The organism is Marinomonas lutimaris, from assembly GCF_019426345.1.
GTDB classification, from domain to species: domain Bacteria; phylum Pseudomonadota; class Gammaproteobacteria; order Pseudomonadales; family Marinomonadaceae; genus Marinomonas; species Marinomonas lutimaris.
Window position 1 is genome coordinate 74,418 of record NZ_JAHLLW010000007.1, and the last position, 23,472, is coordinate 97,889.

The 23,472-nt window shown below is 42.8% G+C and carries 20 protein-coding genes and 1 pseudogene; 12 read left to right on the forward strand and 9 right to left on the reverse strand.

What is annotated here, in order from left to right; genetic code table 11:
- The first annotated feature begins 89 nt into the window (after positions 1 to 89).
- Entirely contained in the window at positions 90 to 1,682 is a 1,593-nt protein-coding gene (locus tag KPL72_RS10140) for a coiled-coil domain-containing protein (RefSeq protein ID WP_219702645.1), read from the forward strand.
- A gap of 63 nt (positions 1,683 to 1,745) precedes the next feature.
- Here the strand turns inward: KPL72_RS10140 and KPL72_RS10145 are convergent, their stop codons facing one another.
- Positions 1,746 to 3,335 (reverse strand): methyl-accepting chemotaxis protein, encoded by a 1,590-nt coding sequence (locus KPL72_RS10145; protein WP_219702646.1) that lies wholly within the window; start codon positions 3,333 to 3,335, stop codon positions 1,746 to 1,748.
- A gap of 115 nt (positions 3,336 to 3,450) precedes the next feature.
- The gene (locus KPL72_RS10150; protein WP_219702647.1) at positions 3,451 to 3,903 is read right to left on the reverse strand and encodes an Lrp/AsnC family transcriptional regulator; all 453 of its coding nucleotides are present in this window, start codon (positions 3,901 to 3,903) and stop codon (positions 3,451 to 3,453) included.
- Positions 3,904 to 4,527: 624 nt separating this feature from the next.
- On the opposite strand from KPL72_RS10150, the gene cynS reads away from it, so the two are divergent.
- The 10 genes and pseudogenes from cynS to lodB all read left to right on the forward strand — a co-directional run bounded on the left by cynS (position 4,528) and on the right by lodB (position 15,624).
- The gene (cynS, locus tag KPL72_RS10155; protein WP_219702648.1) at positions 4,528 to 4,968 is read left to right on the forward strand and encodes a cyanase; all 441 of its coding nucleotides are present in this window, start codon (positions 4,528 to 4,530) and stop codon (positions 4,966 to 4,968) included.
- 77 nt (positions 4,969 to 5,045) lie between these two features.
- Positions 5,046 to 5,858 carry a formate/nitrite transporter family protein gene (locus KPL72_RS10160; RefSeq protein WP_212916425.1) on the forward strand — a complete coding sequence of 271 codons (813 nt, stop codon included), beginning with the start codon at positions 5,046 to 5,048 and terminating at the stop codon, positions 5,856 to 5,858.
- Between the two features lie 78 nt (positions 5,859 to 5,936).
- Positions 5,937 to 7,646: a bifunctional protein-serine/threonine kinase/phosphatase gene (locus tag KPL72_RS10165; RefSeq protein ID WP_219702649.1), complete on the forward strand. Its 1,710-nt coding sequence runs from the start codon at positions 5,937 to 5,939 to the stop codon at positions 7,644 to 7,646.
- 141 nt (positions 7,647 to 7,787) lie between these two features.
- Positions 7,788 to 7,976, forward strand: a pseudogene (locus KPL72_RS10170) (VOC family protein); the annotation flags it as partial.
- Between the two features lie 119 nt (positions 7,977 to 8,095).
- Entirely contained in the window at positions 8,096 to 8,416 is a 321-nt protein-coding gene (locus tag KPL72_RS10175) for an antibiotic biosynthesis monooxygenase (RefSeq protein WP_219702651.1), read from the forward strand.
- 60 nt (positions 8,417 to 8,476) lie between these two features.
- Entirely contained in the window at positions 8,477 to 9,874 is a 1,398-nt protein-coding gene (locus tag KPL72_RS10180; protein ID WP_212916421.1) for a putative bifunctional diguanylate cyclase/phosphodiesterase, read from the forward strand.
- Between the two features lie 61 nt (positions 9,875 to 9,935).
- Entirely contained in the window at positions 9,936 to 10,934 is a 999-nt protein-coding gene (locus tag KPL72_RS10185; protein ID WP_219702652.1) for an asparaginase, read from the forward strand.
- A gap of 25 nt (positions 10,935 to 10,959) precedes the next feature.
- Positions 10,960 to 12,171, forward strand: coding sequence for a winged helix-turn-helix domain-containing protein (locus KPL72_RS10190; RefSeq protein ID WP_219702653.1), 1,212 nt, complete (start codon positions 10,960 to 10,962; stop codon positions 12,169 to 12,171).
- A 142-nt stretch (positions 12,172 to 12,313) separates the two neighbouring features.
- The gene (gene lodA / locus KPL72_RS10195) at positions 12,314 to 14,503 is read left to right on the forward strand and encodes a CTQ-dependent lysine 6-oxidase LodA (protein WP_219702654.1); all 2,190 of its coding nucleotides are present in this window, start codon (positions 12,314 to 12,316) and stop codon (positions 14,501 to 14,503) included.
- A 2-nt stretch (positions 14,504 to 14,505) separates the two neighbouring features.
- Positions 14,506 to 15,624, forward strand: coding sequence for a lysine-epsilon-oxidase maturase LodB (gene lodB / locus KPL72_RS10200; protein ID WP_219702655.1), 1,119 nt, complete (start codon positions 14,506 to 14,508; stop codon positions 15,622 to 15,624).
- An 18-nt stretch (positions 15,625 to 15,642) separates the two neighbouring features.
- On the opposite strand, the gene KPL72_RS10205 is transcribed toward lodB, so the two are convergent.
- Entirely contained in the window at positions 15,643 to 15,960 is a 318-nt protein-coding gene (locus KPL72_RS10205) for a helix-turn-helix domain-containing protein (protein WP_219702656.1), read from the reverse strand.
- 320 nt (positions 15,961 to 16,280) lie between these two features.
- Positions 16,281 to 16,745: an Lrp/AsnC family transcriptional regulator gene (locus KPL72_RS10210; protein ID WP_212916415.1), complete on the reverse strand. Its 465-nt coding sequence runs from the start codon at positions 16,743 to 16,745 to the stop codon at positions 16,281 to 16,283.
- A gap of 147 nt (positions 16,746 to 16,892) precedes the next feature.
- On the opposite strand from KPL72_RS10210, the gene KPL72_RS10215 reads away from it, so the two are divergent.
- On the forward strand, positions 16,893 to 17,870 hold the full coding sequence (locus KPL72_RS10215; RefSeq protein ID WP_219702657.1) for a hypothetical protein: 978 nt from the start codon (positions 16,893 to 16,895) through the stop codon (positions 17,868 to 17,870).
- Positions 17,871 to 17,965: 95 nt separating this feature from the next.
- On the opposite strand, the gene KPL72_RS10220 is transcribed toward KPL72_RS10215, so the two are convergent.
- The 5 genes from KPL72_RS10220 to rhaI form a co-directional block, all read right to left on the reverse strand.
- Complete coding sequence (locus KPL72_RS10220) at positions 17,966 to 19,264, reverse strand: TRAP transporter large permease (RefSeq protein ID WP_212916413.1); 1,299 nt, start codon at positions 19,262 to 19,264, stop codon at positions 17,966 to 17,968.
- A gap of 2 nt (positions 19,265 to 19,266) precedes the next feature.
- Positions 19,267 to 19,785: a TRAP transporter small permease gene (locus KPL72_RS10225; RefSeq protein WP_219702658.1), complete on the reverse strand. Its 519-nt coding sequence runs from the start codon at positions 19,783 to 19,785 to the stop codon at positions 19,267 to 19,269.
- Positions 19,785 to 20,771, reverse strand: coding sequence for a TRAP transporter substrate-binding protein (locus tag KPL72_RS10230; protein ID WP_219702659.1), 987 nt, complete (start codon positions 20,769 to 20,771; stop codon positions 19,785 to 19,787). The genes KPL72_RS10225 and KPL72_RS10230 overlap by 1 nt, the downstream gene beginning before the upstream one ends.
- 66 nt (positions 20,772 to 20,837) lie before the next feature.
- Entirely contained in the window at positions 20,838 to 21,956 is a 1,119-nt protein-coding gene (gene bglB / locus KPL72_RS10235) for a beta-galactosidase BglB (RefSeq protein WP_219702660.1), read from the reverse strand.
- A gap of 205 nt (positions 21,957 to 22,161) precedes the next feature.
- On the reverse strand, positions 22,162 to 23,454 hold the full coding sequence (gene rhaI, locus KPL72_RS10240) for an L-rhamnose catabolism isomerase (protein WP_219702661.1): 1,293 nt from the start codon (positions 23,452 to 23,454) through the stop codon (positions 22,162 to 22,164).
- Between the last annotated feature and the right edge of the window lie 18 nt (positions 23,455 to 23,472).

Sequence of the window (23,472 nt, forward strand, 5' to 3'; positions counted from 1 at the left end):
TTAAAAAATGTAGGTTTGATGGTTTCTTAAGACATATCCCTCTATGATTATTTCTTTAAAGACTTTGCATTAAATAGGACTGTCACACTATGTTGATTTGGCAATGGGGACTTATTGCATCAAGTGTACTTTTGCTTGTGGTGTTTATATTTGTTTTGTTGAGATACTTTTCTCTGAAGAGAAAAGTATCAGAGGCGAATGTTGCTGATGAGTCAGAATTTACGAGTCTTAATAATAGCAATAGCAAGCAAGATGCATCAAAAAGTGAAAAAAGGCAGTGGTTGGCTTTGCTTGAACAGCAGCGAAATATCTGCGCTCAATTGCTTGTTGAGTTGCCGAAGTCTGACTTTCAGGGGCGAGCAGCTTTGTCGTGCTGGGCCATTTTTTTAGATGTTGAAATACATATCATTGAGCACTCTGTACCTAACGCGAAAGTACTAGAGTTGTTAGAAGCATTTAAAAGTCTTTTGGATAAGGTGGATCGAGCACAGGAAATTGATGCGCTATTGAAGTCGTTGAAAGTGAATCAGTCTTTATTGAGAGAGTTAAATAAAGTGATTCAGAAGGCGGGTGAAAAAGTATTTGCCCAAGTGAACATTACATCTGAGTTAAATCTACAGCTCGAAAAGCTTCATAAACAATTAGATAAAGAAGCAGAGCTTGATGAATCGCTTGCCATACTTCGAGCAGAGATGGCGAGCATGTACGAGTTTGCGGAACGCTTAAAGTTGCATCTCGCGGAAGTGAAGGAAGAAGGTGATAACGCTCTTTATGTCGATGCCTTAGAGGCGTTTTTAAATGGCGCAGATCAGCCTGACTTCTTACATTCTGTTCGGTCAGAGTTGGATGATAAAGTATCTGATCTCAAACAGTTAGCGGCCTACCAGAAAACAATTATAGCCGACTTGAAAGAGCAAGTGCGCAAAGTGAAAATAGATCATGAAGGTGATGGGAAGCATATTGGTGTCTATGATATTTCAATTGCGCGACTTGAAAAGACACTATTAGAAAGCAGTCGAGTGATTAAGCGTTTAGAAGGCAAGCTTGAAAGTTTACAGGCTATTAGATACAACCTTAATATTGACGTGATTAAGCGTGATGAGGCCCTTAAACGAAAAAAAGCGTTACTTGAAGAACAAGGTGAAGGTTTTGCGCAGGGCATTGATATATATGGGGTTATGGACGAAGAGCGTAACACCATGAAAAATATGGAAGACTTGCTTCATCAGGATTCGTTTACCGAAGAATCTGATGCTTTTGCCAATGAGCAAGCTTCAAAGTTAAGCTCTTTGCGTTTAATGGTCAATGAGTCTGAGTTGTATGTAGAAATGCTTGAGCGGGATTTAGATAAAGCGAGAGATTTACGTGAAAATCTTGAGCATAAATTGCTTCATCCCGAAGCGATTAAAGCGGCGGTAATAGGTGAGGACGAAGAAGATCTTTTAGTCATTCAAGATCAAGAGGAAATTGAAAACCTTCGAGAAATTAATGAAGAGTTAGAAGAAGAGCGAAAACGTCTAGAAGCAGAATTATTTGACGGACAAGATCAATCTAAAGAGTTTGATCGATTACAGACAAAAATTGCCGAGCTAGATGAAAAAATAGAATCCGTCCAAAAAAGCTATGTTGAAATGGAAGAGCGTTATCTGACGGCGCTTATGGCAAAAGAGGAGAACTTATAAGTTCTCCTCTGAGCTGATCTCAACGAATTTAATAAAATTCGTTGAGGCGTTTTCACATTGATACTAGATACGGAAACGATCGACTAATTTACTTAGCTGTTGCACATCGTTAATTAAACGGTTTTTAATGTCGACGGCTTTTTGCGTGTATTCCACGTTTGAAGAAGCCGTATTTGTGACATCATTGACTTGTTCTGCTATCTCGCCAGCTTGCTGGTTTTGCTCCTGAATAGAGGCTGATATTTGTTGGTTGGTGTGACTCAATGTATTGATCGATGCAATAATCGCCGTGAACATTTCGATGCTTTCTTTTGCTTGTGTTGATACATCTTCGGTCAATTTCTGGGAAGAGCGCATAACCTGTGCCGCATCAGCAGAGCCTTTCTGGATGCGTTCTACAACGGTTTCGATCTCTAACGTAGATTCGTGTGTTCTATTTGCCAAACTACGCACTTCATCTGCGACGACAGCAAACCCTCGACCTGTTTCCCCCGCGCGGGCGGCCTCAATGGCAGCGTTCAGTGCCAATAGGTTAGTTTGTTCGGCAATACCTCGAATAACATTCAGAACATTACCGATGTTTTGACCGTCGGTTTCTAAGGTAGAAACAACAGACGAAGCTTTGTCCATTTCATTAACGACGTTGTGAAGGGATTTGAGTGTCTGCGATAGATTGGTTTGGCCTTGTGTTGAGCTGGTATTGGCTGCAATTGCCATGTCGCCACACTTGCTGGCATCAGCAGATACTTCGCTTAAAGAGCTTGTCATAGCGTTGACGGAATTGGATATCTCGTTGGTGCCCTGCTGCTGATGTTTGGATAAACGATCAACTTGTTGAAGTGCGTCATCAATTTGTGCGGCAAAACCTTGAGTGGTAGACACAGTACTAGCAACTTGTTTGATTACGGAATGGACAAGTTCGATAAATCCATTGAGGTGTTTTGCTACTTCGGCCATTTCGTCTTTTCCTGAGCTGTCGAGACGAGTCGTTAAATTGCCATCGGCACTGTTTAAACCTTCTAAAACGGTAATCATTTGACGAAGAGGGCGAATAATCAGACGATTTGCGGCAAAGATAATAAAGGCTGAAATAACTAAAATAATGGCCAAACTGATATAGTTTGTTATTTCAATATCATGAATCACAGTCTCTAAATTCTCTGCACTAGATTCAACTTTACTGTCGCCTTCTTCTTCTAAAACTTCAATAAATCCCAATAACGTTTCGACATGTTGGTCGAACTCGGCAACGGCATTCATTGAGGTCTCTTTGTTGTCAGAAAGAATTTTTCCCTTTAAGGTTTCTAGCTTTGCTAAATAATTGTCTAAAGTAGTTAATGCTTGGCTTCCCATTAGTCCAGATGCTTTCATCCTACCTAGAGCTTCTAAGGTGAATTTATTTGTTTCTATAATTTTATTTCTAGCATCTGCTAATGACAGTTCATTATTGATGAAAGCATCTAGGGTAATTATTTGTGATTGTATACCTATTGTTCCTTCCATTGCGCCATCTGCCGCATCCCACGCATTGCCGGTAATGTATTCGATTTCTTTGTCTAATTTTTTTATAGAGACAATGCCGATTATCGAGCTACTGATAACGATAAACATGAATAGAAATATACCCAGATAAATCTTAGTTTTTATCGCCATTAACTTTCTCCAGAAATAAGGATGCCATGATCCTTAACTCTAGTAGATAAAATTATTTATTTGATATTTTTATGCAGATTTATTTTCTGTCGTTTTGAGATTAAAAATTAAAAAACTAAAATGACAATGGCGCGTTATCTTTAACTTCTTTCATTACGAAAAAAGTACGCAGTTGTCTTACGCTTGGTAAAGCCAGTAACTGATCACTGTGCAGTTTATTGAAGTCGGCCATGTCCTTGACTCGCACCTTGAGGAAATAATCAAAATCTCCCGCTACTAAGTGGCAATCTAAAATAAAAGGTAGATTAGCAATAGCACTCTCAAAGGTCGCAAAACTTTCTTGTGTCGACCTGTCCAACACCACTCCCACCAATACTAAGGCACTGCGCTCGACTTTTTCTGGGGCAATGATGGCTCGTACTTCGCTAATATAGCCGTCTTTAAAAAGTTGATGCGTTCTGCGGTGGCAAGTGGCAGGGCTCACGTTGACCTGTTCAGCTAAATCCGCATTGGTTAGACGACCATCTTGCTGCAATAAGCGCAGGATTTTTTTATCAATCTTGTCCATGAAAGTTGCCTTACTATTTTTAAAATCATTGATTAAGTGAAAGACTCTTATGGAAAATATCAAAATAGTGCAATAAGAGGAATGATTTTTGGCTTATTTCAAAATATCTAACCAAGTAAATCTTTTGTGTTTAGTCTTGGTGCAGAGGGTGTGTATAAAAAGGGCATTATAGTAAAATTGGTAGCCGCTTTATTGTGCATTTTAAAGGCATTTGATCTTGTTAAATGGTTATGAATTTATTCTATGTGTTGATTTTAAAGGATAAAATTCTAAGCGTTTTTTGGGATTCTTTTGTTTGGCATTATCTTTGCTAAATTATATGTTCGTGTAGGTATTTCCTGCAGGAATTTTATAAGTGGCCAATGTCGGTCAACTTAGTCAATGGCATCGTCGCCCGCTACTAATCCTTTTGGTAGCACTCGGTCAGGCTCCTTTAGAAAGGAAGTTACTGATTAGGGAGGCGTGTCTCTATATTCTCTCTTTTCTTCTTCCTTCTCAAAAAGCCATTTGATTTTTTCAATGCTGATCGTGTTATTGGCAAAACGTGTTTGCTTATTTATCAGACATAGATTTACGGGGGCATTTGTTGATTTTTATCTTGGTCTAATTTTTTAGGAGTAAAAAATGAAAAAGATTGATGTAACGGAAGCTATTTTTGCCATTAAGAAAGAGAAAAACTTAACTTGGGAAGCCATTGCTGATGCAGTAGGTATGACAGACGTTTGGATAACATCCGCATGTTTGGGTATGAATAGCTGTACTGCTGAAGTCGCTGAAAAGCTGGTAGCGTTTTTGGGTTTACCTGCAGAAGCAAAATCCATCCTTATGGAATATCCAACCAAAACCTGGGATCAAGCAATTCCACAAGATCCGCTTATCTATCGATTGTACGAAGTAGTCGGCGTTTACGGCCCAACATTAAAAGAAGTGATTCAGGAAAAATTTGGTGACGGCATCATGAGCGCGATTGATTTTTCAATGAAGGTAGATAAGGAAGAAAACCCAAAAGGTGATCGCGTGATTTTGACATTGAACGGAAAGTTTTTACCTTATAAATCATGGTGATATAGATTTCTTGATTTAGGGGGTGTTGATTTAGAGCGTTTTGGTTTTTTGCAATTTAAAGATAAGAGGGCGTGAAAATGGCTTATATAGAACCAAGTGAATTTGTCACCAAAATGGTCGACGCAGGCGAGCAAAAAGTTTACATGTCGACCAAAGATACCATTATTCGTGCGTTTATGGCGGGGGCGATTTTGGGTTTAGCGGCAATCTTTGCGATCACAGTAGCGACTAAAACGGGCAGTCCATTGATCGGAGCAATCCTGTTTCCTGTTGGCTTTATCATGTTGTACTTGATGAAGTTTGATCTACTGACTGGCGTGTTTACTTTAGTGCCTTTAGCTTTACTGGATAAGCGTCCGGGTGTGACTCCAGCGCAAGTGCTGCGTAACTGGGGGTTGGTGTTTATAGGCAACTTTGGTGGAGCATTAACTACAGCGTTCATGATGTCGTTTATTCTAACTTACGGTTACTCGACGGACGGCGGCGAGTTGGCTGCAAAAGTAAGCGCTATCGGTGAATCGCGTACCTTGGGTTATCAATCTCATGGTGCGGGCGGTTGGTTTACCATCTTTATTCGCGGTATGTTGTGCAACTGGATGGTGTCTATGGGCGTTGTTGGCGCGATGATTTCTACTTCTGCGGGAGCCAAAATGGCCGCCATGTGGATGCCGGTGATGCTGTTCTTCTTCATGGGGTTTGAGCACTCTATCGTTAATATGTTCTTGTTCCCATTCTCTATGATCATGGGTGGTGATTTTACCTTCATGGATTATTTGATCTGGAACGAAATTCCAACGGTATTGGGTAACCTTGCAGGCGGTTTGTTATTGGTCGGTTTACCGCTTTACCTTACCCATGTGAAAACATCTGCATCACGTAAACTCGCATAACGCTCGTTTTGCTAAACAAAGCTCTCAACTCTGCAAGTATTGGTGCTTGCGGAGTTTTGCTTTATTTAAGGGGGGAGGATGAAGGCACTCTGCATCAGCATCGGCAGCGCGACCAACAAGGGTAAAAAAGACATCAATCAAGATCTCTTGGGTTGTCAGATACCACCAGAACCGCTGTTAACGACCAGAGGTGCCTCGCTTGCTATCGCCGATGGCATCAGTTCGAGTCAAGTGAGCCAAGCTGCCAGTGAATTTGCCATTACGCGATTTTTCGAAGATTTTTACCACACCTCTGATGCGTGGTCGGTTAAGACATCGGGTGAGAAGGTCATTAAATCCATCAATGCTGCTCTATATTCTCAAACACAAAACGGCCCAAGCCGATTCGACAAAGACAAAGGCTATGTGTGTACCTTTACCGCTATTGTACTTTGCGCCAATGCGGTTCACATCTTTCATTTAGGCGACAGTCGAGTCTATCGACTAGTCGATGGAAAACTCGAGCAATTGACGCAAGATCATCGTCGCACAGTATCCGTCAGCGAGAGCTATTTGACTCGTGCCTTAGGCATAGAGCCGATTATAGAGCTGGATTATCAAACTGTACCGATGAACAAAGGCGACATATTTGTGATGGCGACGGATGGTGTGTATGAATTCGTCACGGCTGAGCAAATGATTACCTGTATTGCCGAGTCTGAGAGTTTGGATCAGGCCGCAGAACACCTTATTGCACTGGCTTTGGAAAACGGCAGTGACGATAACCTCAGTATTCAAATCGCCCGAGTAGAGGAAGTGCCAAGTTATCAGCTGGAGGATGTTCAGCAGGGCGTCAGCCTATTGCCTTTGCCACCGCCATTAAGAGAAAGAATGTCGTTTGATGGCTACGAGATACTTCGTTCTATTTATGTGAGCAGTCGAAGTCATGTGTTCTTGGCTCGTGATATGGATAGCAATGAACGTGTGGTGATCAAAACACCGTCGGCAGAATTAAGCGACGATGGGGCGTATCTAGAAAGCTTTATGCTGGAAGACTGGATAGCGAAACGGCTGGATAATCCTCATGTGGTCAAAGCCATGGAATCGCCAAGACAACGGCATTTTCTCTATTTGGCGACGGAATACATAGAAGGCCAATCTCTTGCTCAGTGGATGATAGATAACCCTAAACCAACACTAGAACAAACCCGAGACATCATTTCGCAAATCGCCAATGGACTACAGGCTTTCCATCGTAAAAGCATGATTCATCAAGACATTCGTCCGGCGAACATCATGATCGATAAACACAATACGGTGAAAATCATCGACTTTGGTTCCACCTACATCGCTGGCGTGAGCAACACCAAAGGCGAAGAAGTCCTACGGGGCACCATGCGCTATTCCGCACCAGAATACTTTCTTGGTCACGCGGGGTCAGAACGTTCCGATATTTACGCGCTTGGTGTTATTGCTTATCAAATGTTATCCGGCAATCAATTCCCTTACAGCCCCAAAATAGCCCAAGCCAGAAGCATTGCAGCTCAACAACGTTTAACTTATCGCAGTGTTATTACCGAAGCCTCTGAACTGCCAGTTTGGATCGACGACGCATTGCACAAAGCATTAAACATAAACCCACTAAAACGTTACGAAGAAGTCTCTGAATTCGTCTACGATCTACATCATCCGAATCAAACCTTTCTAGATCGAACTCGACCGCCATTAATGCAACGTAACCCCGTTATGTTTTGGCAAGGTGTGTCTTTTGCTTTGTTTCTCGCGATCTTATTCTTGCTGGTCAAATGACGTTGTTATTTTTTTTGCTCACCTAGGTCGTCTATTTTTTTTAAATACTAAATTTCGTTTTCGATGCGATTTCATTGGCGTTATAGTATTTCCACTATTGAGACGAGTATTAAACCTATGAAGCAAGACATAGTGCATATTTTAAACACCGACGACTTCTGGCGAGATTATAAACACATGGTCGTAGCAGGCATTCACTTTGCTCGACCACCCGCCGAACAGGAATACGACACAGTTGCTGTATTCGAAGACCTATACGGTAACTTGTGGGACTTGTTGCAACTCAAAGACAATCATTCAATTTCTAGTCGATTGAAAGCTTTGGTTTGATAAATCTTTTGCGTTCGCGGATAAAACAGACTGTATTATCAGTTATGAACGCAGCTTTTTTAGACCTGTGTTTGGTTAAAGTAAAATTATAAAAATATTATTAACCCGAGGAGAAACGGATGTTTATCGCGGTTTATGAATTTGAAATCAAAGAAGGTACAGAAGTTTCTTTTCGTAACTCATGGCTTGAGGTCACAAAAGCGATTTATAAAAACTGTGGCAGTTATGGTTCAAGACTTCACACGTCAGATAAACCCAATATTTTGGTGGGTTATGCCCAATGGCCAAGTCGAGAGCAGTGGGAAAAGATCAGTGACCTTACTGATGAGGGTTACCAGCGTGCACGTAATGAAATGCGCCGTTGCTTAGTTCAATCCAAAACAGTTTACGAACTGGAAGTCTGTGATGATTACCTGCAAACCTCTGTAGCATCGGAGTGATATCCGAGGTTTTATAAATGGTTAGCTTTCAATTTTTATTTAATTTAGAAGGATCTTTAGTTGAGACGCCTATGCAGTAAACTCTTTCGTCTCACGAAAGACGACATCTCTAAATGGACACCTATTGGCCGCCATAATAAACGAGTGAAGAGCCTCATCTTTTTTGGCGGTTATGCGACACTTTTTTGTAGTGTTATCTGGGGATTATATTATTTGAGTCGAGGAAACTGGCCACATTTTGTTATCAATCTGATTTCAGTCATTACCGGAGTCACAATACTTGTGCTGGCTTATGGCAACCATCTGCGTAGTGCCGCAATTATTATGTGTCATGCTCTGTTGTTTACGGTGGTTCTCGCTTCTTTGAGTGATATTCCTATGAATGGTATTCCTCGCTCTGTTCATATGAACTTGCTACCAGTCGTCGCAGCTACCTTTCTTATTTTCCATCGAGAAGGGATTTATCTACGTTTGCTTCTACCGATTATTGGTCTGGTTTTTTTTCTTGCTTTGGCGCTTAACGTGATGCCAATTCCCTCGTCTGATTTGGCAGCTCCTATAGAGGGGCGTTTAGTTGGCGTGTGGATAAACCATATCACTGGAATAGTTGGTGTCAGCATTGTTCTCGCAATGATGCAGGCGAATATGAATGCACGTAGTGCTTTGGAAAGCGATATGCGCCAAGCGATTGCACGTGGCGAATACCATTTTCACTATCAACCACAGATTGATGAATTTGGTAGTATTTTTGGCGTAGAGGCGCTTTTGCGCTGGCGCCATCCTACTCGGGGTAGTATCTCTCCAATGGAGTTTATTCCACTCGCTGAGGAAACCGGGCTAATTATTCCCATCGGCGAATGGGGGTTGCGTATGGCTTGTACTCAGCTAGCAGAATGGGCCAAGTCACCACAGACCTCTCACCTTATTATCGCGGTCAATGTCAGTGCCACGCAATTTCGTCAGCCAGATTTCGTTCAGGAAGTGAAGAGTATTTTATTGTTGAGTGGTGCCGCGCCTTCTAAGTTGAAGTTGGAATTGACTGAAACTGCATTGGCTGATGACATCGACGTTGTGGTGAAAAAAATGCATGCTTTGAAAGACATAGGCGTCACTTGGTCACTAGATGACTTTGGGACAGGCTATTCTTCGCTAAGTTTACTCAAGCGCTTACCTTTGGATCAGCTGAAGATTGATAAGTCCTTTGTTAGCGATTTGTTGTCAGATAAACGCAGCTTGGCCATTATTACTACGCTTATTGATCTAAGCCAAAATTTGAACTTAGCGGTGATTGCCGAAGGGGTTGAAGACGAGAAACAGCTAATGGCGCTGAAATCAATAGGCTGTTTGTCCTATCAGGGATATTTGTTTAGTCGCCCTCTGCCGATATCAGAACTAAACAATTTGATTATTGGCAACAATGTAACAGGCCACATTAGTCGCCATCCCGAGTCGGTGTAAGTACTCATTTAATAGTCACTATTTAATATTCACTTCCATTTTTAGTTAAAGGAACAATCATATGCAGCATGCTCCTCTTTCCGTGCAAGTGACACGCGGCGGTATTGTTGAAAGCGAACACAGTATTAAGGCGGTTATTGTTTCAAGTAGTGGCGAAGTGGTTGAATCTTGGGGCGATGTAGATACATTGGTTTATCCTCGCAGCGCGATAAAAGCCATGCAAGTATTGGCCTTTATCGAGATGGGCGGTGCTGAACGCTTTGCTTTTAGTGATGAGGAAATTGCTATCTGCTGTGCGTCTCATAGTGGCGAGCCAGAGCATGTGGCAACAGTACAGAGCATGTTGGATAAGTTGGCATCGTCTGAGTTCGACTTTGAATGTGGCTGTCATTGGCCATCCCGCGCTGAGGCAAGTTATGCGCTAGCAGGCGAAGGAAAAAAGCCGAATCAATTACACAATAATTGCTCAGGTAAACATGCTGGAATGTTGGGGTTAGCGAAATTGCTCGGTGTTCCATCACAGGGTTACATAGGTATTGATCACCCCGTACAACAGAAAATTGCCGATACCATGGCAGAAATGTGCGAGTACGATTACAGTACAGCACCTTGGTCGCCAGATGGTTGCTCTGCGCCAACATGGGCGATGCCACTGACCAATCTTGCTTTAGCGTTTGCTAAGTTTGCGAGTCCTGAAAACTTATCGGAAGAGCGCCAAAAGGCCTGTAAAACCTTATATGATGCTGTAGTGAAACATCCTTTTATGGTGGCGGGAACCGATCGTTATTGCACCGATATGATGACGATATTGCAAAAACGTGTGTTCCTTAAAGTTGGTGCAGAAGGTGTTTATATCGCTGCGATTCCTGAGCTAAAACTCGCCATAGCGCTGAAATGTGAAGATGGCGCGGTTCGAGCGGCGGAGTCCGTAATGACGGCATTATTGGATCATGTTGGCATTACATCTTTCGTTGCGGATGACGTCATGCAGAAATATCGTTCCGTTACTTTGAAAAATTGGGAAAAGCGTGAAACAGGCCAGATTGTTTGCCGAATTTAATAATTGAATAAGGCTTGGCATCAGTATGATTGAACTTAAATCCACCAAAGATCTAGCTCGCCTTCGTCGTCTTGCTTTGGCATCCCAAGGTTTGTCTCAGGCGAGTCCGTTTGGTAGCGGTTTGGCTGGCGCGCGTAAAGCCATGAGTCATTTAGGTTACGTGCAGATTGATACTATTTCTGTGGTGGAGCGGGCGCATCACCATGTGCTGTATTCAAGAATACCTAGGTTCACGCCAGCGATGCTGAATAAGATGTTGCTGGATGGGGATGTATTTGAGTATTGGTCTCACGCGGCGGCATTTTTACCTATAGACGATTTTCGTTTTTCCTTGCCTTACAAGCACGCGATTAAAAGCGGTCAAACCCATTGGTACAAAGATCCAGATGAAAAACTGATGGCTGAGTTGTTGGCTCGTGTTGCTTCTGACGGACCGTTACGTTCACGAGATATCGAAACCAAATCTAGTAATAATGGAGCCGGCTGGTGGGATTGGAAGCCAGCAAAAAAAGCCCTTGAGCAACTTTATATGCAAGGGGATCTCATGGTTTGTAATCGTGAAGGCTTTCAGAAAACCTACGATTTAACCGAGCGAGTTTTGCCTTCCCATGTTGATACTACAATGCCTAGTTTGGAAGAATTTGCGAACCATTTAGTTGATCAGCAATTACGTTGTCACGGTCTTGTTACCTTAAAAGGGCTGACCTATTTACGTCGTAATACAGGGCTTCGCAACGCTGTGAAAAACTTAGTTGATGAGCGCTTGGTGCAAGGCTTGTTAGAGCTGGTAAAAATCCCTAATGGCGATGTGTTTGTAATAGAACCGGACGCACTGGAACGCCGCTTGCCTCGATTGAATAATCGTCTATTGATACTCTCGCCCTTTGATAACAGCGTGATTCAGAGAGACCGGCTAAAAAGCCTGTTTCAATACGATTATCAGATTGAATGTTATGTGCCAGAGCCCAAACGCCAGTATGGTTACTTCTGTCTGCCACTATTGTTTCGAGGGGAATTTATCGGTCGTATGGATTGCAAAGCCCACCGAAAAGAACGCCGTCTCGAAATCAAATCACTATACCTAGAAAAACAGAGTTTTGATGATGACATGGTGATTAGCGCCTTCGTTGAAGCCATTAAAGCTTTTAGCGAATTCCAACAATGTGATTCTGTGATGCTAACATTCGTTGAGCCTAAGCATTTAATGCAAATTCTAATTAATAGATTGGGTCAGTAGTAAAAAATCCCCCTCATTTATAATCTTCTTTCAGACGTAACTGACACCAAAGTGACACTGTGGAAAGCCTTTTTGCCTGTTTAACTGAAATGGTCTCAACTAAGACATTGACGGATTTCAGTTTCAAAACAGGAGTATCAAAATGGCGCTTTCAATTCACCCTTCGGTTGGTATTGCTCGTTTGGGCAATGCAGATGGCAATGATTTTGTTTTAAACCCTATCAAAATTGGCGGCTTGCCTTATGAGCATGATGATAATTTGCAGCCAACAACGGAAGTTATTTATTTTAAAGATGAAGCCGGACGTGTTCGTCGTCAGGGACAGGTATTTAAAGTGTTGGATGAACAGGATCATGAAATAACCTTGGATTCCGCGAACGTTAAAAGCATTGAGTGGAATGTTCATTTAGCTAATAAAAAGGCAGCATGGTATGCGTTTAGTGAGCTGAACGGAAATTTGCTGTACGGCGAAGCAAATAGCTATAAAAACCGCGGCATTGAGTGGCGAAATCCCTCTGTGACCAGTGAACCTGAGAGACAAAAGCTGATTATTGACCTAGGCCCTCGCACTGTTTCAGGTAGCTTAAAAAGCGCTGAGTTTGATAAAGACAATATCCCGAGCAACTATACGAAAGCATCTTATCCTGGTCCTGTGCTGCAAGGGGAAGATTTTAAGAGCTTAGGCACCTTGTTGACGGATGATAAGGGGCGACTCATAGTGCTGGGCGGTTATGGCCGTGCCGGAGGTAATACCGATTTAGAAGGGTATGGCGGTGGTGACGAATGGTTTGACGATATATCTGATGGTCCTGTTACTTGCGTAGTAACTTACACTGATGGCTCTCCAGCGCAAACAATGAAAGCTTGGGTTGTTGTTGGTTCGCCTGATTTTGCCCCTGAAATTGTTAATATTTCTACGCTCAATGACACGTTTTTTGATGTGGGTGTCCGTCATTTCGATTTAGTCCCAAATATGTATGCTCATGGGGAATTTAATAATGGTTTTGTTGCCAATTTTGAACGAGACATTCAACCCATCATTCATCGTATTAGCCAATACCAGTGGGTTGCCAATGTTCAGTCGATGAGTGGTTTCTTTTCTTATCAGTTTGATTACCGCGATAACAGCGATGGCAATAAGCCGAATAGGATGAAGTACTACAATTACTTTCGGCAACTAGATAATAAAGTTATTGGCGATTACGATCAGCCACAACAGACTCTTATGAGCTCTTCATCAGAAGGTGAAATGCTACCTATGATGCCTATGAATTCAGGTAGTAATTCGGTGAAAAGTGCTAATGCCTATGATTTAACTGACAATGTGGTTGAGAAGTTTCTCGCTTTAGATGCCACACAGATGTTTTTGTTGAAGCAGTGGGCTGAAGGTAAATTTACCTTAGGTGCTACAGACGTTTTACTTGTCAATGAAATGGATGCGGCAAGTATTGGCAATTGTGTTGGTCTGCCAATGTGTCCAGGTATTGAAGTGACTTGGAGCTTACAAAACTCCAAATTGTATGAATCTGCTTATCAGATAAAGCATTTTAAGGGCGATTATTCTCAACAAGGGTTATCACCGAGTCGAGATGAATGTGAAGGTGGAGGTGGAGGTTGCGAACCGGGTGATTTAACGAAACGTATGGCGTGCCCTTGGCAAGCTGACTTCTTTAATTGCACGGTACAGGTGGTTAATTTCAGTGAACCTAAAGTGAACAAAGCGACACAGGTAGAAACGTCCTTATCGCTTACGAAGTACAACTGGAAGGATTTGCCCGATGGCGTGAAAGTACCTAAAGAATACCAAGTGTTAGCGACACAAGATGTGGAAGAGAAAACGCCACTTCCGCCAGCATATTACAGCTATTGGTGGCCACCACAAAGCCCTTGGGATGTATTAACAGGGGAGTTGGATGTGACAGGCCAACTGAATAGTCACCTTCCTGCTGGTCAACAGATCAATTACGCTCGCGGAATTAATAGCTATGGGCAAATGGTTGAACACTGGTCTGCTTTAGCTTTTATTCGGGATCGTAATGCAAAAAATGAAGGCTTCCCTTATTTTACGGAATCAGAAAGAAACCATGAGTTGTTTGATTTTAAGGAAGTGGGAGTTGGGCAAATTAGTGGTAATTCAGAAGATAACGATACCACCATACCGGTGTTTTTTATCAATACTAATAAAGTGTCGTTGGATAAGTTAAAAGGTGAAACCGACAAGAAGGAAACGAAAAAAGGCAAACTAATGACACAGTACTTTGAGGAACGAGCGTTTAAACCTGTTCGTACTAAAAATACCCTTCATCGTTCAGGAACTAGGATGAGGGGATAGTTATGGATAAATACGATGTCATTGTGATCGGAGGTGGCCCCGCTGGGGCCGCTTGTGCGCTTTCGCTGATGCGGCACCACAATAAAAGCGTTTTACTGCTAGAGCGTAGTGATTTTACTCAGCAGAGAATTGGCGAGCAGGTGTCTCATAGTATTTTTGATTTTGTGGATTATCTTGGTCTTTCTCCAGAGGACTTTGGAGTGGATTGTTTTGTTCCAAACTACGGTAAAATCAGTTACTGGGGAAGTGATATTGCGAGTAGCCACCACAGTTTATTTACAGCGCAAGGACAAACCTATCAGCTTGATCGCGCTATGTTTGACGAGACTTTATTGATGGCCGTTGTGGAGCGTGGAGGCACTATTATTCCCCGCTGTAAACAAATCAAAGTGGCGCAGCAAGGTAGTGTTTGGCAGGTGCAATTATCACACCCAGCACAAGGCGATTTAGATTTTCAAAGTGATTATTTGATCGATGCTTCTGGCAGGCAAAGCAAATTAGGGGGGGAATTAGGAATTGAGCGTACTGTGACAGATCAGCTTGTTGGTGTTGGTGCATTTATTCATCATCCGCAGCGGGTGTTTGAGCAACAACAAAGAATTGAGAGCTGTGAATATGGCTGGTGGTATATGGCGGGGCTGTCTAAAGATCTTGCTGTAGTAACTTGTTTCACTGATGTGGATCTGATGAAAGAGATGAAGCTCAACCGTCAAGCAATATGGAACACCCATCTTGCCAAGACAAAAGCCATTGCACCCTATTTACAAGGCAGTCATTCAACACAAGCCAGACTTTGGGTGAAACAGGCCAATAGTCAGTATTACTCTTCCGCTTTTCCAGAAAGATTTGTGGCAGTTGGTGATGCTGTGGCGTCTTTTGATCCAGTATCTTCCATGGGAATTGGATTCGCCATGAGCAGTGCTTGTCATGGTGCCCATGCCTTAATAAGTGCCGAAGAGGGCGTGGTCCAGTATTATCAAAATGATATCCAACGGATTTTTGATGAGTATTGTGAAATTAAAGACCGTATTTATCAAAAGGAGCAACGTTGGGTGGGCCTGCCTTTTTGGCAGCGTCGCGCCCTTTTTGCCAGTCTGGAACGAAGTGTTGTGAGCGTGTAATAGAAATGTTTTATAAGTCTATTTTTGTATCTCCTTCACTCGCACTCTTTCCGATTTTTGGGGAGTGTGTGAGGATGAAGGATGGTCTGAAGGGGCATTTTTAGCATCATCGATTAAGAGGGTCTCAACTGGGATATCGTAAAATTTAGCAATGTGCGCTGCTGTTCGATAAAGTACATTCATGCCCAATTCCGCACGCTTAATCGAAGACATAGAAACCAACAGCCCTTGTTTAAGACATTGTTCTGCAAATTTTTCTTGGCTTAAGCCACAGCGTCTTCTTTGTTCTTTTAGCAAACTAACATTTAGTGGAATGCGCCCATCCTTGTTGCTCATATGTCATCCTTAATGTTGATGATAGTGTTCTAAAGCGTTCAAATAAAATGATCGCAGAAGAGCACAAAGTATAGTCACTCACTGTGAAATTAATAATATGCTCTTTAGGCTGAAAAATAACAAGTAGTCTACTCACTTCTGGTGGGATGCACAGAAAGACTAAAATGGGATCAGCAAAGTTTGCAGATCGGAAATATTCAACAAGGTACTCGGTGATTATCAAGAAAATTGGTAATATTTAGTTTTTAAGCTTGGCTGATTTACTAAAGCTAAAAAATAGCGCGGTGAATTGTCTTAGTATCAGCTCTTAGTCGGCATTTTTATTCACTTAAATGAATTTCTGTAGAGGACTTTACCGTTCGCAGCGATACTGAGGTTTGGAATTTTCGGATGTTGGCTTCGGTGTGAAGTACTCGATCAACAAAGCTTTCATAAGCCTGGATATCTGGCACAGTGACAACCATCATAAAATCGTAGCTGCCAGTTATTTGGTAGCAATGTCTAACTTCTGGGGCTTTGCTCACGACGCGCTTAAAAGCGTCATACACATCTTTTCGGTCTCGCTCCATTTCTACTGACACCAGCAAAGTCAGCTTATTCCCGCTCAATTCTGGATTTACAATAGAGACATCACCCACAATGATGTTGTCATCTCTCAGTCGTTTTACTCTTTTATGGCAAGCTGGTGGTGATAAGCCTACTTCTTCGGCCAGTTCCACGTTTGCGATACGATTATTTCGTTGCAAGATGGCTAGGATCTTTCGGTCTATTTTGTCTAGTTCCATAAATTTCTCAAAATAATAATTATACGAAATAAAATTTCTTAATAGCTTTTATATTAGAAATATTTAGGGTTATCAATTATTAAATTGATCGACATATTTCTTCTTATCTCAATAGACTTCATTTATAAATTGTTTGGAGCAAGATAAGTGAATAAACGCATATCCCGTTGGGTTGGACTTTTGTGGAATGGTCTCTGGAAAGAGATCATTGATGTCACATGGACGCTTTATAAGATCATGATCCCGATTATTATCGTGATCAAGGTTATTGAAGAGTTTGGTGGTATAGAACTGCTAAGTAACTGGTTGAGTCCTGTTATGTCTTTAGTTGGTTTGCCCAGTGAGATGGGCTTGGTGTGGGCAACAACGCTCGTTACCAATATGTACGCTGGGCTTGTGGTATTTATGAGTTTAGATGCTGACTTAACCGTCGCTCAAGTCTCTATTTTAGGAACGTTATTACTGCTAGCACACTCATTGCCAGTAGAAGTGGCGGTGGCTAAAAAAGCCGGAGTAGGTATTGTTGCAACACTGGTGATTCGTCTTGGTGGTGGTTTATTAATGGGGTGGATACTTCACCACATTTACCAAAGCGGAGATCTATTAAACACAACTGCGCACACTGTTTGGAAACATACACCAACCAGTGATCCTAGCTATATAGCGTGGGCGCTTGACCAACTTCAAAGTCTTGCGATGATTTTTGTGGTGATCGCTGCGTTAATGACTCTGTTACGTTTGCTGAAATTACTTGGCATCGAAAAACTCATGGCAATATTGCTTAAGCCGATTTTGTCTGTGCTGGGCATCAGCAGAGAAGCCACCAATTTGACGATTGTTGGTATCACGCTAGGGGTGTCATTTGGTGGCGGTTTGCTTATTAACGAAGCAAAACGAGGCCATATTTCCCCACGGGATATTTTTGTCGCCATGATGCTGCTCAATCTACTTCATAGCTTGATTGAAGATACGCTGCTGATTCTGTTAATTGGCGCGGACTTTATGACTATTTTCTGGGGACGGATAGCGTTTGCAGTGGTAGTGATTGGGATTCTAGTTTTTGCTCTCAAACGAATGGATGAAAGCACTTGTCGTAAGTACTTGTATAAAAAAATTAGCGAGTAACGCTTCTACTGTTAAAGATAAACAGCATGAAAGTTTAGCGCTTCCATGCTGTTTTTTTTTGATACCGAATTTAACTTAAATTCAAAGCTATTTATTCAAAGCCCAAACAGCGTTGGCAAGTATAAGGTGATGATTGGCACGTAGGAGATAAGTGCAAGCAAGCTAAAAAGCACCAAGTAGAAGGGCGCGAGGGCGACGATGACTTTTTCGACTTTTACCTTGGCAACAGTAGCCCCGACGAATAAGCCAGTTCCGACAGGCGGGGTGATGGTACCGATGGCTAGGTTGAACACCATGACAACGCCGAAGTGCACAGGATCGTAGCCAACTTTCATGGCAATCGGTAGCAAGATCGGCGTGAAGATCAAAATCGCCGGCCCAATATCCATAAAGCAGCCAATAACCAGTAATAAGATATTAATGATCAGCATGACCATGACTGGGTCGTTAGAAATCCCTAGGATCAAAGCGGATATCGCTGCCGGAATACCTGTGAATGCCATGGCAAAGGATAAGGTGGCAGATGCTGCTAAAAGCAACATGATGGTGCCAGTAATGTGCGATGTTTCGATTAAGAACTTAGGCAAAGCGCGAAGCGGTGTGGTTTTATGGATGAAGAACGCCAAAATCATGGTGTAAATGACTGCAATACCTGAAGCTTCTACAGGCGTCACTACACCCATAACAATCCCACCAATAATAAACACGATGAGAAACAAACTAGGAATGGCATCAAGAGTTATCTTAATGGCTTCTTTAAAGGGTACTCGATCTGACAATGGGTACTTGCGCTTTTTGGCAATAATAACGGTGACTAGCACCAAGCCCAACGCCCAAATAACACCTGCTACAGCGCCGCCTAAAAACAAGGCTGCGACAGACGTACCACCGGAAATTAATGAGTAAATGATAAAGGCTGTGGTAGGTGGCACCAACATGCCTGTTGGGGCAGAGGCAATATTCACTGCTGCTGCAAAGGATCTGTCATAGCCTTCTTTGGCTTGAATCGGCACCATGACGCTACCAATTGAAGTCGACGCCGCAATGGCAGAGCCTGAAATACAGCCAAATAATACGTTACCCGCGATGTTAGTTTGCGCTAAAGAGCCAGGAATGCGTCCCGCGAGCAGTTTGGCGAAATTAACCAAGCGAATGGCAATGCCGCCGGAGTTCATAATGACACCAGAGAGAATGAAAAATGGTACGGCTAACAGAGAAAAACTGTCTAAGCTGGCAACCATTTTTTGCGCGGAAGTAAAAAGCGCCATATCCACAGGCACCATCATGGTAACAGCGGCTAAGGAAGAAGCGACTAGGGCAATCGCAAGAGGCAAGCCCAATAACGCCAACACAGAAAAGGTAATGATAAGTACAAGACTCGCTTCACCAGCCATGTTTATTCTCCCATGCTTAGTGATTTATCAATGTCTGTCACCGGCACATCGTTTGTCGGTTCTTTTAAAACATCAATCAAGTTCAAAATGGCATACAAAATTAGCAAGACACCGCAGGCTGGTAACGCTGCGTAGTAACTTCCCATTGGAAGTTGCAGCACAGCCGTAAGCTGTTTAGAGGCAATTTGCATGCTATGTAAACCGCCTAAAATCAGTACATAAATACTAAAAATAATAAAACTGATAGGAACCAGCAGCTTAAGAAATTTGCGGAACTTATCGCGCGCAATATCGCGCAGTAAGTCAATGGCCATGTGCGAGCCACGGCCAGCAGAATAAGCGGCTCCTAGTAGAGACAACCAAACCAATCCTAGTCGCAAAATCTCTTCGGTATAGGTCGAAGGGTCGTTGAATACATAGCGACTAATGACTTGCCAGCACAACACTCCGACCATACTGATCAATAAGAGTGAGCAGGTTGTCCCTAAAAAAATATCTAGGAAACGTCTTATTTTTGGCATTACTTTGACTCCGCTTGCTGGCGAATTGCCTGATAAACCTTATATTTTTCCGGATCTGATTTTAGCTCGTCATACATCGGCTGAACGGCCGCTTGGAACTCCGCTACATCTGGGTAATAGAAGGTGACGCCAAATTGTTTTTCACTTGTTGCTTTCGCTTCATTGACCGCTTGTGCCCACGCTTGCTTTTGGAACTCTGTGGATTCTTTCGCGGCTTCTTGAACGGCTTTGCGCTGCGTTGGAGTTAGTCGATCCATTGTCGCTTTAGAGATCAAAACGATGTCAGGCACACGAGAGTGCACATCGTAGGAATAGTTTTTCGCCACTTCTGCATGACGAGCAATGGTCAAAGCGAACTCGTTGTTTTCCGCACCATCTAATACGCCTTGCTGAATGGACGAGTACACATCAGCTTGTCCCATCGCGATAGGCGAGCCACCGAGCATTTTTACCATCTTGATAGAGGTTGGGCTTTGCATGACGCGAATTTTTAGGCCCTTTAGATCACTCACATTTCGGATAACCTTTTCTGAGGTGTAGAAGCTACGAGCACCGCTGTCGTAATACGTTAGACCTAAAATACCTTGGCCTTTTGAAGATTCATAAATCGGCGTGGTGATTTTAGGGTTATCCATTACCTTATAAAAATGCGCTTGGCTATCAAACAAGTAAGGCATAGAAAATACGCCATACACAGGCGAGAAGCTTTCCATTAGGCCGCCACTGACTTTGGTCATGTCCAGTAGGCCTGCTTGTAGTAGTTCGACCATTTCCCGTTCGCCACCTAGTTGGCTATCAGGGAAAAAGGTGACGGTGACATCGCCTTTGGTTTTTTGATCGACCAATTCAGCAAATTTTTTCATCGCTTCTACGGTTGGTGTGGCATTACTGGCATAACCGAAACGCAAGTTTTCTGCGTAAGCTGACGCGGATGCCACGCCCAAGCCAATAAGTGCTAATGCTGTAGTAAGTAGTTTGATTTTCATTTTCTTATCCTTCTTATGTTTATTTTTTTCTTAAGAAATTGATAGCTGAGTTTCCTTTAACCTCAGCTAGATATAGCGACGTAAATATTCACTAAGGCATAAAATCGCCATCGCTTGCCCGTAAGGCATAGAGGTGATTTTGATGTTTTTGTAATACTCTAAATCGTCGCCCATGGCGGTACCAAATGAGGTATTTTGCAGCTCGCCTTGCGCGTCAATGTTGCCATAGACCGCTTTAATTGCTTTTTCGGCAACAGGTAAGTAGTCACTAGAGAGATAGCGTTTGCGAACGGCTTTTAAAATGCCATAGGCAAATCCCGCGGAGGCAGAGGCTTCTAGATAAGTGCTGCTATCGTCTAGTAAGGTGTGCCAGAGGCCATCGCTGTGTTGTAGCTCGCTCAGTGCTTTCACTTGACGTTCTAAAGTTGAAAGTAAGAAACGGCGAATTGGATCGTTCTCAGCTAAATCTAATAATTCGATGAATTCTGGAATGACGATAGTGATCCAGCTATTACCGCGGGCCCACAAGGCTTCGGCGAAGTTGTGGTTGCCTTCGAAGGTCCAGCCGTGGAACCACAGGCCGCTTTTGGTATCCATCAGATATTGGATATGAGTCAGAAACTGGTATTTTGCTTCTTCCACGTAATCCGGTTTGTTGAGCAATTTACCGATTTTAGCGAGCGGTAAAACACTCATCATTAAGGTGTCGTCCCACATTTGGTTGTGGTTCACGCTGTTATAAACAATGTGCTGAAGACCGCCTTCTTGTACGCGCGGCATTTCGTACATGACCCATTCTGCCCATTCTTCTAGATAAGGAACCCAAGACTCTTTTGGCGTACGTTCATGCAAACAAGCCAGTGTTAAAAAGGGTGCAACCGTGTTGATATTTTTAGTTGGCGTGCCTTCACTAAGGCGCTGATCGAACCAATCGTGAATAATTTTGAGAGTGTCTGGGTTATTGGTAATTTGCCAATATTTGAACAAGCCATACAAGCCAATACCATGGGTCCATTCCCAGCCTGCCCAGCCTTTGGTGTCGATCACTCGGCCATCTTCAAGGCGTAGCAAAAAGTCACCTGTGGTGTCTTCAATGTTGATGAGGTTTTGAGTCAAAAGATCGATTGTCTCTATGACTTGATTGCGTGAAACAACATGCTTCTTTTGACTTAGTAATTCATGCATTTTCAATCCTTTTCTTATTTTTGTACTTTGTCATCTGCTAACTCAATATAAGCGACAAAGCATTATCTTGAAACGAATGATTTTATTTTATTTCCTATTTAAAATATTTTAATAAAACATTGTTTCTAAAATATATTTGATCAAAAAAATATAGCCTCATTTGAAAGCTATATTTTTTAATCGCTCGCTCTTTTTATCTGTTTTACTACACAATCCCTGAGCCAGTTTTATTCGGATCCGATGGACGAGCTTTTGCGATTGCTGCGCGATAGCCGCTAGCACGATAACAGCCGACAGGGTCGATGGCGCCGCCAGCTTGTAAACGCGCCATTTGCAAAATTACTTCCACATCCAAGTTATAAGCCTGTTTGAGTGTGGCTTGCGCCATCATGGCGTCGTTTTCGTTTTGATAATGGGTTAACGCCTTACGATCGACGAGCAAACTCTTCACAAAAGCCCGTTGCACTTCGGCAGCGCTGTACATCAAACTTTCGACTGGATCGGTCACGTTGTGTGATTGATCCAGCATGTAAAATGGGCTGTACGCAGGATCTTGGCTGCGGATGTCTGTTAGTTCATTGAAGATCAAAAACAATTGATAAGGATTTATAGAACCGCTGTCCAAATCATCGTCGCCATATTTGCTGTCGTTGAAATGGAAGCCGCCTAGCTTGCCGAATTGCGCAAGACGACTGACGATCATCTCGATGTTGACGTTCGGCGCATGGTGGCCCAAATCCACCAGAGACAAACAACGCTCGCCGGTTTCTTTCGCGGCAAGGTAGCTGCTGCCCCAATCCTGAATCACGGTCGAGTAGAATGCAGGCTCAAAAATTTTATGTTCCAACAGCATATTCCAGTCGTCTGGCAGGCTGTTGTAGACCTCTTTGATGCTTTCTAAATAATGCGTGAAGCTGTTTTTAAAGTGTTGTTGGCCGGGGAAGTTGGAGCCATCGCCCACCCAAACGGTTAGTGCTTTAGAACCGAGCTTTTGGCCTAATTCCACCACATCGATGTTGTGAGCAATGGCTTGTTCGCGCACTGCTTTGTTGGTATGCGTCAAACTGCCGAATTTGTACGACTCTTCCTGACCAATTTGATCTTGGAAGGTATTGGAATTCATCGCGTCAAAATGCAAACCGTATTGTTCTGCGTACTGACGAAGTTCCTTTGGATCTTTTGGTCTGTCCCAAGGAATATGCAGAGACACCGCAGGTGTGGCTTGTGATAGCAATTGGATAACCGAACAGTCATCGAGCTTTTCAAATATATTGCGTGGTTCGCCTAAGCCCGGAAAACGGGCGAAACGCGTGCCACCTGTGCCTACCCCCCAAGATGGAACAGCGACGGTAAATTGCTTAGCTTGTTGCAGAATAGTATCGATTTTAACGCCGGAACGATCCAGCTTTTCTGCCAGCGCACTGTAGTCGCTAGTAACTGCGGCTTCTTGCTTCGCGTTGTGTTCTTGCAGCAAGTTTTGATCAATTAACTGTTTCATGAGTAATCCTTTTTATTG

Coding starts and splice junctions, on each gene's coding strand:
- KPL72_RS10220 (WP_212916413.1), bottom strand. CDS start 19,264: ATGGCTGGTGAAGCGAGTCTTGTACTTATCATTACCTTTTCTGTGTTG.
- rhaI (WP_219702661.1), bottom strand. CDS start 23,454: ATGAAACAGTTAATTGATCAAAACTTGCTGCAAGAACACAACGCGAAG.
- KPL72_RS10190 (WP_219702653.1), top strand. CDS start 10,960: ATGATTGAACTTAAATCCACCAAAGATCTAGCTCGCCTTCGTCGTCTT.
- KPL72_RS10140 (WP_219702645.1), top strand. CDS start 90: ATGTTGATTTGGCAATGGGGACTTATTGCATCAAGTGTACTTTTGCTT.
- KPL72_RS10175 (WP_219702651.1), top strand. CDS start 8,096: ATGTTTATCGCGGTTTATGAATTTGAAATCAAAGAAGGTACAGAAGTT.
- KPL72_RS10145 (WP_219702646.1), bottom strand. CDS start 3,335: ATGGCGATAAAAACTAAGATTTATCTGGGTATATTTCTATTCATGTTT.
- KPL72_RS10160 (WP_212916425.1), top strand. CDS start 5,046: ATGGCTTATATAGAACCAAGTGAATTTGTCACCAAAATGGTCGACGCA.
- cynS (WP_219702648.1), top strand. CDS start 4,528: ATGAAAAAGATTGATGTAACGGAAGCTATTTTTGCCATTAAGAAAGAG.
- KPL72_RS10225 (WP_219702658.1), bottom strand. CDS start 19,785: ATGCCAAAAATAAGACGTTTCCTAGATATTTTTTTAGGGACAACCTGC.
- KPL72_RS10230 (WP_219702659.1), bottom strand. CDS start 20,771: ATGAAAATCAAACTACTTACTACAGCATTAGCACTTATTGGCTTGGGC.
- bglB (WP_219702660.1), bottom strand. CDS start 21,956: ATGCATGAATTACTAAGTCAAAAGAAGCATGTTGTTTCACGCAATCAA.
- lodA (WP_219702654.1), top strand. CDS start 12,314: ATGGCGCTTTCAATTCACCCTTCGGTTGGTATTGCTCGTTTGGGCAAT.
- KPL72_RS10205 (WP_219702656.1), bottom strand. CDS start 15,960: ATGAGCAACAAGGATGGGCGCATTCCACTAAATGTTAGTTTGCTAAAA.
- KPL72_RS10185 (WP_219702652.1), top strand. CDS start 9,936: ATGCAGCATGCTCCTCTTTCCGTGCAAGTGACACGCGGCGGTATTGTT.
- KPL72_RS10150 (WP_219702647.1), bottom strand. CDS start 3,903: ATGGACAAGATTGATAAAAAAATCCTGCGCTTATTGCAGCAAGATGGT.
- KPL72_RS10165 (WP_219702649.1), top strand. CDS start 5,937: ATGAAGGCACTCTGCATCAGCATCGGCAGCGCGACCAACAAGGGTAAA.
- lodB (WP_219702655.1), top strand. CDS start 14,506: ATGGATAAATACGATGTCATTGTGATCGGAGGTGGCCCCGCTGGGGCC.
- KPL72_RS10210 (WP_212916415.1), bottom strand. CDS start 16,745: ATGGAACTAGACAAAATAGACCGAAAGATCCTAGCCATCTTGCAACGA.